The sequence below is a fragment of the Micromonospora sp. CPCC 206060 genome, from assembly GCF_036906895.1.
Classification (GTDB): Bacteria; Actinomycetota; Actinomycetes; order Mycobacteriales; family Micromonosporaceae; genus Micromonospora.
This window is the reverse complement of the sequence record NZ_JBAKHU010000110.1, coordinates 1-13,051: the sequence shown is the minus strand read 5'-3', so window position 1 is coordinate 13,051 and position 13,051 is coordinate 1. Positions and strand designations below refer to the sequence as shown.

The window sequence follows — 13,051 nt, the reverse complement described above, 5'->3', positions numbered from 1 at the left end:
TCGGACCTACCGGACACCCAAGCGGCTACAGCCAGCAACCAGACCGTTGCGCGGAATGGCTCAGTGGCGGTGGCGCTCCACTGCTATCGCCTCGCCAGGTGGGTAACCGGTTACTTGTCCGTGATATCGAGCGAACTCTTCTATCCGAGCTCTGGTGTGCGGGGCGAAACTCCGACCTTTCCCTATCTGTGCGAGGTTGTAGATTCGACGCTGCTGCATTCCGCGGAAGACTACTTTGGTTTCTTCGTCCTGCGATTGGATGATCCCACTGTCGTGCGTGAAGCTTTGGAGGGGCTTCTCGAACCCGAGGACTGGTATGAAGAAGACGATGACGAGTAACCTCGGGCTTTCTCTGAAGGTGAGCGTGTGCAGCGGGGCGCCGTGGCCGCTGCAGATCAGTTGGGGTTGGAGCCTGGTTTACTGCGGTTGACCACGATGGCCTACCGCGGGCCCGCCGCGGCGAGGCGTGCGGGTTGCGACGACAGCGAAGTACGCCTGCACCGTCGTGAGACCACGATCAACAACCAGATCGTCACCCATGGCTACACCGCCGTGCAGAAACCGCCGAAGAGCAGCAGGGCCGGGAACCGCGACGTCGCACTCGACACGACACGACCAAGGTCCCCAGCGCCTACAAGGCCGGCCGCGCCGCCTGGCAACTCGCCGCCGGGGACGCCTGGCCCGACACCGGCCTCGGACACGACGTAGGCCGCAGTGTCGTAGGCCAGTTATGCCGGCAGTTGGCCGGGCCGGGCCGCTCCACAAGCCACCCTGGATGAGCGAGCGTTGTGGTGCCCAATTGGTTTGGGAATGCCCTCGCAGGAGGAGGCGCAGTGGACCGGTTCGGCGGCTCTGCCGGCACGGGATGCCACGTGCAGCCGTGTTCAGCTTCATCGAGCTTGCCTGGCCCCTTACTGTCTGGAGATGCAGCGATGGGATTCGCTCAATGAGCGGCAGCTCGACCTGCTTCGCCGGATCCACGGCGGCGATGACCTCAGCGGCCCGGACGGCGTCGAGTACCGCCGGTCGGCGCGTGCGCTCCAGGACCGGGGCCTGGTGGCGGTGACACGCAAGGCAGGGGTGTGGAGGGCGTGCTCGACCGACGCCGGTCGCTTCTACCTTGAGCATGGCCACCATCCCGATCATCCCGACCACCGTGCTGCCCTCCTGCGGTCCGAGACGCCGGCACCCGGCGGCATCGCGGGCGGCGCTTCGTCGGCGGAGCTGCCGCGATCGGCTCGTGAACTGCTCGACCGCCTGCAGCACGAGGGCGGCATGGTCCGTATCGAGAGTCCCGACAGTGGAACGCGGGCCCGGTGCCGGCGGATCATTCACGCGGCGAAGCAGCAGGGACTTGTGCCATCGGGTCACCATTTGCGTCACACTGGCCGCGACGCCGGCGACATCGTCATCCGTCTGTACACCGATGCCGGTCCGGACGAGACCGACTGGAACCGGATCCGGCTCAACACCCGACGTGTCACCACCGACCCGCATCTGGCGTTCAGCGCCCTCGAAGCCGATCCGACCAACCTCGCCGTCAGCCCGGACCTACTGCCCCGGGCGTTGCTGCTGATCCGGCAGCTCGCCGGCGAGGCGGCCCGACGTGGGCACCGGCTCGGGGTCAACACCAAGGCGAAACACCCGCGGGTGTTCCTCCAGGCCGGGCAGGTCCGACGCACGGTCACCCTGACCGAGGAACGCGACCAGGTCCCGCACGAACCCACCGCCGAGGAGCTGAAGGTGCTGCGCCTGCGGCCGTGGATGAAACCCGCGGAGTTCGACGTCGTCGACTCCGGCAGGCTCCGCTTGGAGATCGCCCGGGCCGGACACGACAACCGGGACACCTGGACCGACACCGCACGCGTACGTCTGGAACAGCGCGTCGCGCAGATCATCCAAGGGTTCGAGGCTGGCGTCACCGCCGACGAACAGCAACGGCGGGCGGCCGAAGCCGCGCGGGAGAAGGCCGCGGCCGAGCACCGGCGGCGGCAGGAGGAAGCAGCGGCCAAGCGCAGACGGCAGGAGGAGGCCACCCTCGCGCAATGGCACGCCGCGATGGCCGACGCCCGCGTCCGGGCCGCCGAAAAGATCCGCGCGGAAACCTTCCGCAACGCCTACCAGGCGTGGACCACCGCAGCTGACATCCGCGCGTTCTGCACCGCCCTTGAACAGGCGGCCGAAGGAAGGACCGCCAGCGGGTACCTCGCCAGCTGGGTCGCGTGGGGCAGGGCCGCAGCCGACCGGATCGACCCCATCCGCAATCCCCGCGTGCTGGCCGATATCAACTACAACCCCGAACCCGGACCCGACGACCTGCGCCCGTTCCTCGGTGACTGGAGCCCCCACGGGCCACGCAAGGAGCACCGCCCTGATCACGACCGGCAGGCCCGCGCCGGCATCCGCCGACAGGCGGAATCCTGGCACCACGGGACGCTCGACCGCAGCGCCTGAAGTGCGTCCACACCTCAACCGCCACCACACTCCGGCCGGATGCGCACGAGCCTGCGCCGGGACCTGCCGCCATCGCGGCGCGAACCGCCAGCACGACCCGGTACCACGCAACAAGCGACGCTTACCCGAAGGACGGCTGGATGAGCATCGACCCCTCCCGCTTCACCGTCGGCGACGAATGGGCGTACCGACAGTCGGACCACGCACCGTCCGAACGCGTCCGCATCCTGGCCGTCGAGCCGAAGAAGATCAGCGCCCGCCTCGAGATCAGATTCCTCGACGACCCCGACGAACGGGTGGAGAAGGTCCCCGGGTCGCGGCTGAGGGTGCCGTGGAGCGAGGTCGGGACCTTCGACGCGCTGATAGCGAACTGGCAACGCATCGACGATCTGAGCCTCGACCATACAGAGGAAGCCTGCGTCGAGGAGATCTTCAGACTCATGATCAGCGATGACGTAGCCGAACTGCTCTGGTCCCCGGTGTCATGCGCCACCGACATCCACGACAGGGCCCGGCTGAGCGAGATCATCGGCGGCCCGATCGAGGGCATCCTCGCCTCGGCTGAATGGTTCGACCACGACGGCCGGGCCATCCTGTCACCGGCCGGCACCCTCCACCTGGTCGAGGCCGCGTGCCGCGCCCATCCGACCCAGGTCCTCGACCTCGTCATCGAGCAGGAAGCCCAGTCCCGCCACAAATGCAAGTTCGGCGATGAGCACCGAGTCGGCCGCGACAGCCGGTCAACGACACCGGAATGGGAGTACGACTGGTACCGCCGCCACGACCGGCCCCGCCACGAACTACTACGCCAGTGGTGCGGCCACCGAGCAGTCACCCACCACGAACGGTTCCTCGCCGCCGAAGCCGAAACCCACCGCCTCGACATCCTGATAACCGACCTCCTCAAGGCCCTGGACAACCTCGGCGAACACGAACAGGCCGCCCGGTTCGCCGAGGAGCACGAACGCGACCGCATCACGCCCCACACGATCCGCCCCGTCGTCGAACGTCCCCTACACCCCTCCGAGATACCCGTACGCGAGATCAAGGTCAGGGGCCGCTGGTGGTGAACGCCCGTCGCACAAACGGTCCGATGCTCAGGTGCTTCTCACCAAGCTTCAGTCCACGGGCGCCCAGAAGAGCGTGGTGGTGGCCGCCAGCGGATTCCAGAGTGGTGCTTTTGACTTCGCCAAGGCATACGGCATCGCGTGCGTACGGCTGGTCGACAACGCCTGGACGTACATCTCACGTCACACCGTTACGACGCCCCCACCCGCGCTCACCGGCGCGTACTCCGGCTACGCGATGACGCCCGACGGCGAGGGAGAGTACGAGTTCACCCTGCTGACCGGCAGCGCCGAGAACAGACGCTCAGCGTTGATCACAACGGCCTAACCTAACCTTGTCTGACGGCGCCATTGCCACTTCGCGAGCCGATCCGATCCGCCGGGCGATGGCACCGAGCGAACAGCTGGCGTCCGGGCAATCAGGCCCAGACTCTGGCCTCCCTGGCGAAGCACGGCCAGGGCCGTGTGCCGGCAGCGAACTCGCCGCTGAGCATCGCGGCGACCTGCTGGCTCCAGGTGCGGAGATCGATCAGCTCGAGCATCAACTCCGCGATCGCGGCGAAGTTCAGGGATGTCGACCAGAGCCGGTTGCCCGACCGGACGGCGACGTTCAACAACGGCTTCGAGGGGTCCTCGGTGCCATCGAGACGTTGCAGCCAGGACGCTTCGACACCAGCCTTGGCCAGCGAGTCGGTGATCTTGTTCGGGTTCATGCAGACGGCGAAGAACATGCCGTCGGCGATGAGGCTGGCCGCGACCTCGGCTTCGATCGGGTAAATCGCCCAGGGTGGGCGCACGAGAGTACGACCGGCCTGGTCGATGCTCAGCAGCGTCAGCGTGTGCCCAGGGTCGTCGGCGCCGATGCGGCGGCGGACCCGGTCGAGTTCGGCGCTGAACCGAGTGCCGAACTCCTCAGCGGTGTACCGGCCGGCGGCGGTGAACTGACTGGCCGCGACGACCGCGCGGCCGGACGAGACCACGCCTCCGGCGATACCCGTCCGCGCATGCGCCAAGCCGAGGATGTCACGCAGGCCCGCCAAGTCGGTGCGGTAGTCGATGGTGGTGCGCACCGGTGCGTAGCCGCTGGGCAACTTGCCGGTCTCGTCGGCGAGGACCTGCGCCGAGGCCGAGGCGGAGGCCCGCGCGCAGACCGCCGCGAAGGAGGTCGAACGGCGCCGCGCCCTCGAAGTCCAGCACGACGAGGTACGCGCCCAGCTCCGCGACGCCCGCGCCGAGGTCAAGACCCTCACCGCCGAACTGCGGAACGCGGAGAAGACGAGCCGGGCCGAGCAGGCCCGCGCCGACCGGGCCGAGGCCAACGCCGCCACGGTCACCGCCGAACGCGACGCCGCCCGCGCCGACGTCGCCCGGCTCGCCGGCGAGGTGACCGACCTGCGCGCCCAGCTCGACACCGCCCGTACCGCCGCCGAACAGACGCGCGTCGACCTGGCCGCCGCCACGGTCGCCGCCGCGCAGACCGCCGCCGAGTTGGCCGCCGAACGCGCCGCCCTGGTCGAGGTACGCCGCCAACTCGACCAGGCCCACGCAGACCGGCGGGCCGCCGTGCAGGCCGCCCAGGACGCGCAGACCGCGCTGGTCCGGCTGGAGACCGTCGCCGCCGTCGCCACCGGACGGGCCGACCGGGCCGAGGCCCGCGTCGACCAGCTCCACGCCCAACTCGACGCCGCCCGCGCCGACCGGCCGGCCGGTGGGCCGCAAGGCTGACCGGGCAGCCCGCGAAGGGCTCGCCGGCCCCGGTTCGACCGGTCGCACCACAAAAACGCGCGCGAGGGCAACCCACTCCCCGATGGCCGCCGCACGTCTCCAGGGGAAGAGGACTCCCCCCCCACTGGAGGGAGTCTGGGTCTGTCACCACGTCACCGGGACGCGGTGACAGGCCCGCTGACCTGCCCTGTGAGCCACGGTGAGCCCGCACCAGGACGCCGTCCGGCGAGCACTCGGGTGGAAGCCCTCACGGATGCTGTCACGGAAGCCCTGACGGAAGCCGCCGCCCGGGAACCCTGAAGTATGCCGCGGAAATACCGACTGCCGAAAGGCCCCGCCCGGACAGCGTGGATGTCGGGTCTGACGGGAAACGTGCCAACCCATAAGACGTGCCAACCCGCGTGCCGCCCACCCCCCTCAGCGGGGCTGTCGAAATCCTCAGCGGACCGGACGGGGGATCCGGTGGGGTCTGGTGCGCGCCCCCAGCGAGACGAGGAACCCTCCGATACCCGGAGGGTGTCTACCTGTCAGGGGCGGCTCACACGATCTGTCACAGCGGCGCTGAGCGGCCCTGACAGATCGGTGTGAGCGACCGGGCGCCGTGTCCGCGCGTGGACAGGTCACGGACCGGGTGGCGACCCCGCCAGGCGGCCCGGGTGACGCCACCGGCCGGTCGGGCGTGGTCGTCGACGAGCACGGCCAGGCGGTGCGCGCGGGGGTGCGCCCGGGTACGGCATCGGGGCCTCGGTTGGGGGCGTCGGCGACACGCGGCCCCGGACGCGCCCCGGCGTACCCGGTCTGTCAGGTGCCCGGCCTGCCCGGACTCCCGCCACGGCGGGCACCCGGGTACGGCCCCCGGCGAGCCCGACTCCCCTGCGGGGACTCTCCCTACTGGGGGTGGGCGCGACGTCGACGAGCATCAGGACGTCGTTGCCGAGCGGTTCGCGGGTTCGTCGACCGTCGTGGTGGCCCACCACTCGGGCTGTCGCGGTGATGTGTTCAAACTTTCTGTACGTCTTCAAGGCGGCCCCGGTGAGGGCCGCTCGTGCCAGGTCGACAGGGCGCGCGGCCGGTCGCTCCGCGTGTGCTCCACACCCGGCCGCGCCCGGTGCCCGTCGACGGGCACGAGACGGGTTGCCGTGTACGGGCACGATTCCGCAGTGTGACGAGACGGTTGAGTGTCGCTTTGATGGCTGTCGGCGGGTTGGTTCTGCTGTCGGTCGCGCTGGTGTTGGTTCCCCGGTCGTGGTGGGGTGTCCTGGTTTCCGGGTGGCCGGTGCTGGCACCGACGGCGGTGGGCGTGGCGGTGCTGGTAGCGGGGGTGCTGCTATGGCGGCGCGACGGCGCGAAGCATGAGGTGTCTGCCGCGCCGACGCCACCGGACCGGCAGGTGCGGCCCCTGCGGTCGTGGGTGATCCCCGCCGGGGTGGCCGTGGTGGGAGCGGTCACCTGGGCTGCGGTCTCCTGGCTGCAGGGCTCGGTGCCGACCGTGGGTGACGGGGCGCAGCGGGCGCAGTTGCAGATGGAGTCCATCAAGACCGCCCTGACCATCGGCGCGGCGGTGACCGGCGCGTTTGCGTTGCTGCTGGCGTTCCGCCGGCAGCAGTTGGCCGAGCGCACCCAGCAGGCCACCGAGTACGACGCCGGCGAGAAACGCGTCACCGAGTTGTACGTCAAGGCCGCCGAGCAGCTCGGCTCCGACAAGGCCCCGGTCCGCCTCGCCGGCCTGTACGCCCTGGAACGCCTCGCCCAGGACAACCCGATCCACCGGCAGAGCATCGTGGAGGTGATCTGCGCCTACCTGCGCATGCCCTACACCCCACCCGACGACCAGCCCACCCCCACGCCCGCCGTCCAGCCACCCGCAGATGACCCCACTCCAGCCGCACCGACGGCCGCCACCGGTGACAGCGGTAAACCGGCCGTAGACCCCCGGGAAGAACGCCAGGTCCGCCTCGCCGCCCAACGCATCCTCGCCCGCCACCTGCGACCAACAGCCCCCGAAGGAGAACCCCACCCCTTGTACTGGGGCCCACAGGTGGTGCTCGACCTCACCGAAGCCGTCCTCACCGACCTCGATTTCACTGGCTGCCACCTCCACAAGGCCACCTTCACCAAAGCCCACTTCGGCGGCGACGCCGGGTTCGGCGGGGCGGCGTTCGGCGTCGCCGCCAGGTTCGACGGGGTGACGTTCGGCGGCGACGCCGGGTTCGGCGGGGCGGCGTTCGGCGGCTACGCCGGGTTCGACGGGGTGACGTTCGGCGGCGTCGCCGGGTTCGGCGGGGTGACGTTCGGCGGCGTCGCCGGGTTCGGCGGGGTGACGTTCGGCGGCGACGCCGGGTTCGGCGGGGCGGCGTTCGGCGGCGACGCCGGGTTCGGCGGGGTGACGTTCGGCGCCGCCGCCAGGTTCGACGGGGTGACGTTCGGCGGCGACGCCGGATTCGGCGAGGCGACGTTCGGCGGCGACGCCGGGTTCGACGGGGCGACGTTCAGCGGCGTCGCCAGGTTCGACGGGGCCACCCTCGCCGGGACGAGGTACGACGGACCGGAGCCAGTTGCCGAATAGCGTTGCCGAATTGGCCTCTATGGGATCAAGGCGCCGCGCGCCCCGAGCGTCAGACGACGGTCGTCCAGGCCCGAAGCTGGTAGCTGTGTGGTGCCGCTACCGTGACGCTCGTGACGACCTACGAGGCGGGCGCTGCGGCCGTGGACATCCTGCTTGCCGGCGCTGCTGTCTTCGTGATCGGGTGCGCTGCCTGGGTGGCCATCCACAGCCGACGCGTGTCGACGGTTCGGCTGTTCGGGCGGGCCATGCATCACCCCCGGCTGTGGGCGGCGGGGGCAGCGTTCATGGGTTTCAGCGTTCTCCTCAGGCTGGGAAACCTCACGGAGGTCACGCCCAGCGCGTGGCGTACGCCGGTCCGGTGGGCCGGCGCTGTGCTGTTTCTGGCCGCGTTCGCGCTGATGGTCGCCAGCTCGGTTCTTGAAGAGCGCGTCAGGCGTCGGGCCGGCCACCGAGGGCGCGGTGAGCCGGCCCGGCGGCACGCCGCCCCGGCCCGGCCTGCGGCCAGCCGGGGCGGTCAGCCGCCCGGACGGGCCGGACCCCGCGCCGTTGCCGAACGAATCCGGTCGACGTCGACCAGGACGACGAGTTGCCGAACGGTCGTCGACGAGCGCCAGGCGGTGCCGGCCGCCGTCGTCGATTCGGGCTGCCGAAAGACGCGGCCTACCCGCTCAGTAGTGTGCTGCGCATGACGACGCCCCCGGGCAACCAGGACGGCCCCGCGTGGATCAGGGGGGTGCCGGTAACGAACGTGTCACCAGCCGCCAAATAGTTGATCTTGTGACTGTTGCGGACGGTGATGGGTGAGCGTTCGTGCTGGTGTCCCGTTTGGGGACCCTTCACCGGGCAGTGAGGAATGGGGTTCGATCGTTCACGGGCGCGCTTGTCGACCTGTCCCGTAAGACCCGCCCGATGATGTGCCCGGTGGGCGGGGGCTAAACGCTACAGTTGGCCAGTGACGGGACTCCTCATTGGATATGCGCGGGTGTCCACCGACGAGCAGGACCTGACCGCGCAGCTGGATGCACTGTCGGCGCTCGGCGTAGGCGCGGAGCGGATATACGTCGACAAGGGGCTAACGGGAACGAATCGGGCCCGGCCGGGGCTGCGCGAAGCCCTTGCCGCGTGCCGGGCCGGGGACACCCTCGTGGTCACGAAGTTGGACCGGTTGGCCCGGTCGGTGGCCGACGCGCACGATATCGCCAAGGAACTCACCGCCCGCGGGGTGCGGCTTAACCTTGGCGGCTCGGTGCACGATCCGACCGATCCCGTCGGCAAGCTGTTGTTCACGGCTTTGGCGATGGTCGCCGAGTTTGAGGCCGACTTGGCCCGGCTGCGGACTCGTGAGGGCATGAAGGTTGCTAAGGCGAAGGGCCGGCTGCGTGGTAAGCAGCCGAAGCTGAACCCTCGGCAGGAGGCCCACCTCGTGGCGCTGCACGCCGCTGGGGAGCACACCAACGCCGAACTGGCGGAGCTGTTCGGTGTCGCCCGCTCGACGGTGTATCGGGCGGTTGGGCGGGCGGCTGCTGCCGGACCGGTGCTGATACGCAATGAGAGGCACTGACCGGCAGTAAGCTACTTGCCCTCTGCCGGTCAGTGCGTGGTGCCGGCCGTGCGCGGCGATCCGCCGGCACGGGTTAGTCAGTTGTCTCGCATTGCGGCAGCTGCCGCGACGAGGTTCTGCAGCGACGCCTTGACCTCGGGATATCCGCGCGTCTTCAAGCCACAGTCCGGATTGACCCACAGCCGCTGCGGTGCGACAGCTGCGACAGCCTGCTGCAGCGCCGCGACCACCTCATCGTGCGGGGGAACCCGGGGCGAGTGGATGTCCCATACGCCCGGGCCGACGCCTCGGCCGTAGCCGATCGCCGCCAGGTCGGCGAGGATCTCCATTTTTGAGCGGGACGCCTCGATGCTGGTGACGTCCGCGTCGAGGGTGTCGATGGCGGTGATGACGTCGCCGAACTCGGAGTAGCACAGGTGGGTATGAATCTGGGTGGCGTCGGAGACTCCGCTGGTGGCCAGCCGGAAAGCGTTGACCGCCCAGTCCAGGTATGCCTCCTGGTGCTCGCGGCGCAGCGGCAGCAGCTCGCGCAGCGCCGGCTCGTCCACCTGGATGATGCGCAGTCCGGCGGCTTCCAGGTCGCGGCACTCGTCGCGCAGGGCCAGGGCGACCTGGTCGGCGGTGTCGGCGCAGGGCTGGTCGGTGCGCACGAACGACCAGGCGAGGATCGTCACCGGGCCGGTCAGCATGCCCTTGACGGGCCGGTTGGTCAGCGACTGCGCGTATGTCGACCACTCGACCGTCATCGGCGCCTTCCGCGCGACGTCACCGTAGATGATCGGCGGGCGCACACAGCGGGAGCCGTAGGACTGGACCCAGCCGCTGTCGGTGGCGGCGAACCCGTCGAGCTGCTCACCGAAGTACTGCACCATATCGTTGCGCTCCGGTTCGCCGTGCACGAGCACGTCGAGGCCGAGCTGCTCCTGCAGCCGGATGACGTGCTCGATCTCGGCGCGCATCCGGTCGGCGTACCCTGCTTCGTCCAGCACACCGGCGCGCAGGTCGGCGCGGGCCTGTCGAAGCTCGGCGGTCTGCGGGAACGACCCGATCGTCGTGGTGGGCAGATCCGGCAGCCGCAGTCTTTCCTGCTGCTGGGCTGCTCTGTCGGCGTAGTCGCCGCGCCGCCGGTCAGCAGGCCGCAGGGCGGTCAGGCGGGCGCGGACGTCGTCGTGTCGCCACGCCGCCGGGGCGGACGGGGGCGGCGCGGGCAGGTCGCCGGTGCCGTCGCGCAGGGCGCCACCGAGCAGCACTACCTCGTCGACCTTCTGCCGGGCGAAGGCCAGCCGCTGCCGCAGCTGCGGATCGAGGCGGGTCTCCGCGGTTAGATCGACCGGGACGTGCAGCAGCGAGCAAGACGTCGACACGGCGACGTGGTCGGCCAGGGCGGCGACGGTGGCTCCGGTGACGGCGGCCGCACGCAGATTCGTGCGCCAGATGTTATGCCCGTCGACCAGGCCCGCGACGATGGTCCGGCCGCGAAGGGGTCCGGCGTCGGCGAGCCGCCGCAGGTTGCCGGGCCCGGCAACCAGGTCCAAGCCGATCGCCTCGACCGGCGTGCCGAGCAGGGCGGGCAGCGCGTCGTTCAGCTCGCCGAAGTAGGTCGCGACGAAGATCCGCGGACGCTGCTCGAGCTCGCCGAGGCGGATGTAGGCGCGGCGCAGGCCGTCGATCTGGGCAGACGTGCGGTCGGCGACGTACGCGGGTTCGTCGAGCTGCACCCATTCGACGCCGGCGCGGGCGAGCTCGCTGAGGATCTCCGCGTAGGTGTCGACGAGGTCGTCGAGCCGGGCGAACGGGTCAACGCCCTTGGCCAGCAGTAGGAAGGTGGCCGGGCCGACAAGGACCGGCCGGGTGGTGAGGCCGAGCGTGCGGGCCTCGCCGTACTCGCGCAGCGCCTTGGCCGGGTTCGCGGCGAACCCGGTGTCGGCGTCGATCTCCGGCACCAGGTAGTGGTAGTTGGTGGCGAACCACTTGGTCAGTTCGAGCGCGGGTTCGGTGTCGGCGCCGCGGGCCATCGCAAAGTAGGTGTCCAGCTCCGACAGCCCGAGCCGGCGGAATCGGGCCGGAACCGCGCCCACGGCGATGGCGGTGTCGAGGACGTGGTCGTAGTAGGAGAACGTGTTGGACGGGATGGCGTCGAGTCGGGCGTCGCGCAGCGTCTGCCACACCTGCGCGCGCAGGCTGGCCGCGGTTGCTTCCAGGGCGGCGGCGTCGATGCGCCCGGCCCAGTACTCCTCGACGGCCTTCTTCAGTTCGCGGTTGCCGCCGATGCGTGGGTAGCCGAGCACGGTGCTGGTGCCGAATGTCACGGGGGTTCCCTTCCCTCGAGGTGCCCGACGGGCTCGGGAGGGCAGGGGAAGGGCCGTCGCCGGCCTTTCCGCCCGGCCCTCCCGAGGGGCCGTCGGCGGCGCACGCGGTCGCGTGCGCGGTGCGGGCAGGTCTTCGGACTCGTGGGCGTCGTGCTCGCGCCTACCGGCCGTCGCTTCCCAGGCTCGCGCCCAGTGCTTGATGACGGCTTTCGTTCCCACTCACCGCTGCGGGGCAGTCCCGGTTTTGCACCGGGTTCCCTCTTACGACGCGCGGCCTGGCGGCCGCGCGAACCAGCACTGCGGGCAATCTTAGAACTCGTCGTCGAAGCTCACCGAGCCGGTGACCCCGACCTGGTATGCGGCGACGCGACGCTCGAAGAAGTTGGACAGCTCCTGCACGTCCTGCAGTTCCATGAACGCGAACGGGTTCTGGCTGCCGTAGATCGGGTCGATGCCGAGCACGGCGAGGCGTCGGTCAGCGACGTGTTGCAGGTATTCGCGCATGTCGGTGAGCGACATGCCGGAGACGCCTTGGTCGAGCAGGTCGGCGGCGAACTGCACCTCACACTCGACGGCCTCGGCGAGCATGTCGTGGACCTGCTGCTGCATCTGTGCGTCGAACAGGTCGGGTTCCTCCCGCCGGACGGTGTCGACGACGTCGAACGCGAACGCCATGTGCATGCTCTCGTCGCGGAACACCCAGTTGGTGCCGGAGGCGAGCCCGTGCAGCAGCCCGCGCGAGCGCAGGTAGTAGACGTAGGCGAAGGCGCCGTAGAAGAACAGCCCTTCGATGCAGGCGGCGAAGCAGATTAGGTTGAGTAGGAACGCCCGCCGGTCATCGCGGGTGGTGAGCTCGCGCAGCTCGAAGATCGAGTCGATCCACCGGAAGCAGAACTCGGCCTTGCGGGCGATCGAGGGGATGTTGTCGATCGCGGCGAAGGCCGCGAACCGCTCCTGTTCGTCCGCGACATAGGTGTCGAGCAGGTTTAGGTAGAACTGGACGTGCACGGCCTCCTCGAACAGCTGCCGAGACAGGTAGAGGCGGCCCTCGGGCGAGTTGACGTGCTGGTAGAGGTTGAGCACGAAGTACGCCGCGGAAATTCCGACTGCCGAAAAGCCGTCCACACGGGCGTGGGGTGTCGGGTCTGACGGGAAACGTGCCAACCCATAAGACGTGCCAACCTCGCGGGCCCCACCCTCAGCGGGGCTGCCGAAATCCTCAGCGGACCGGTGCGTGCCCCAGCGAGACGAGGAACCCTCCGCTACCCGGAGGGTGTCCCGCTGTCCGTCCGGAACCGGAAACTTCGGGGGCCGGGTTTCTGGAGTTTCTGGAGTCGCGCCCTGCGCGCGGGCGCGCGAGGAACCGAGG

11 protein-coding genes and 1 riboswitch are annotated in these 13,051 nt (G+C 69.9%); of the genes, 8 read left to right on the top strand and 3 right to left on the bottom strand.

Translation table 11 applies throughout. The annotated features are described in order from the left end of the window. From V6U90_RS31000 to V6U90_RS30985, 4 genes are all read left to right on the top strand, one after another. On the top strand, positions 1–339 hold a 339-nt coding region (locus tag V6U90_RS31000; protein ID WP_334444323.1), incomplete at its 5' end, for a hypothetical protein. Positions 340–810: 471 nt separating this feature from the next. Continuing rightward, a complete protein-coding gene (locus V6U90_RS30995; RefSeq protein ID WP_334444321.1) occupies positions 811–2,454 on the top strand; it encodes a hypothetical protein in 1,644 nt (547 codons plus the stop codon). Positions 2,455–2,594: 140 nt separating this feature from the next. Then, positions 2,595–3,524 carry a hypothetical protein gene (locus V6U90_RS30990; RefSeq protein ID WP_334444319.1) on the top strand — a complete coding sequence of 310 codons (930 nt, stop codon included), beginning with the start codon at positions 2,595–2,597 and terminating at the stop codon, positions 3,522–3,524. Between the two features lie 31 nt (positions 3,525–3,555). Beyond that, positions 3,556–3,849 carry a hypothetical protein gene (locus V6U90_RS30985; protein WP_334444317.1) on the top strand — a complete coding sequence of 98 codons (294 nt, stop codon included), beginning with the start codon at positions 3,556–3,558 and terminating at the stop codon, positions 3,847–3,849. A 91-nt stretch (positions 3,850–3,940) separates the two neighbouring features. Here the strand turns inward: V6U90_RS30985 and V6U90_RS30980 are convergent, their stop codons facing one another. After that, positions 3,941–4,591 carry a hypothetical protein gene (locus V6U90_RS30980; protein ID WP_334444312.1) on the bottom strand — a complete coding sequence of 217 codons (651 nt, stop codon included), beginning with the start codon at positions 4,589–4,591 and terminating at the stop codon, positions 3,941–3,943. Positions 4,592–4,613: 22 nt separating this feature from the next. On the opposite strand from V6U90_RS30980, the gene V6U90_RS30975 reads away from it, so the two are divergent. The 4 genes from V6U90_RS30975 (at position 4,614) to V6U90_RS30960 (ending at position 9,373) form a co-directional block, all read left to right on the top strand. Continuing rightward, a complete protein-coding gene (locus V6U90_RS30975; RefSeq protein WP_334444310.1) occupies positions 4,614–5,246 on the top strand; it encodes a hypothetical protein in 633 nt (210 codons plus the stop codon). Positions 5,247–6,522: 1,276 nt separating this feature from the next. Beyond that, entirely contained in the window at positions 6,523–7,812 is a 1,290-nt protein-coding gene (locus tag V6U90_RS30970) for a pentapeptide repeat-containing protein (protein WP_334444308.1), read from the top strand. A 110-nt stretch (positions 7,813–7,922) separates the two neighbouring features. Next, positions 7,923–8,501, top strand: coding sequence for a hypothetical protein (locus V6U90_RS30965; protein WP_334444306.1), 579 nt, complete (start codon positions 7,923–7,925; stop codon positions 8,499–8,501). 263 nt (positions 8,502–8,764) lie between these two features. Further along, the gene (locus V6U90_RS30960; RefSeq protein WP_334444304.1) at positions 8,765–9,373 is read left to right on the top strand and encodes a recombinase family protein; all 609 of its coding nucleotides are present in this window, start codon (positions 8,765–8,767) and stop codon (positions 9,371–9,373) included. 77 nt (positions 9,374–9,450) lie between these two features. Here V6U90_RS30960 and metE read toward each other — a convergent pair whose 3' ends face one another. Then, positions 9,451–11,682 (bottom strand): 5-methyltetrahydropteroyltriglutamate--homocysteine S-methyltransferase, encoded by a 2,232-nt coding sequence (gene metE, locus V6U90_RS30955; RefSeq protein ID WP_334444302.1) that lies wholly within the window; start codon positions 11,680–11,682, stop codon positions 9,451–9,453. Between the two features lie 107 nt (positions 11,683–11,789). Continuing rightward, a riboswitch (cobalamin riboswitch) is annotated at positions 11,790–11,993 on the bottom strand. Continuing rightward, positions 11,992–12,807: a ribonucleotide-diphosphate reductase subunit beta gene (locus V6U90_RS30950; protein WP_334444300.1), complete on the bottom strand. Its 816-nt coding sequence runs from the start codon at positions 12,805–12,807 to the stop codon at positions 11,992–11,994. (Overlaps the previous riboswitch by 2 nt.) Between the last annotated feature and the right edge of the window lie 244 nt (positions 12,808–13,051).

What these genes read in the sequence shown, in the direction of transcription:
- V6U90_RS30990 (WP_334444319.1), top strand. Translation starts at nt 2,595, where the DNA reads ATGAGCATCGACCCCTCCCGCTTCACCGTCGGCGACGAATGGGCGTAC.
- V6U90_RS30995 (WP_334444321.1), top strand. Translation starts at nt 811, where the DNA reads ATGCCCTCGCAGGAGGAGGCGCAGTGGACCGGTTCGGCGGCTCTGCCG.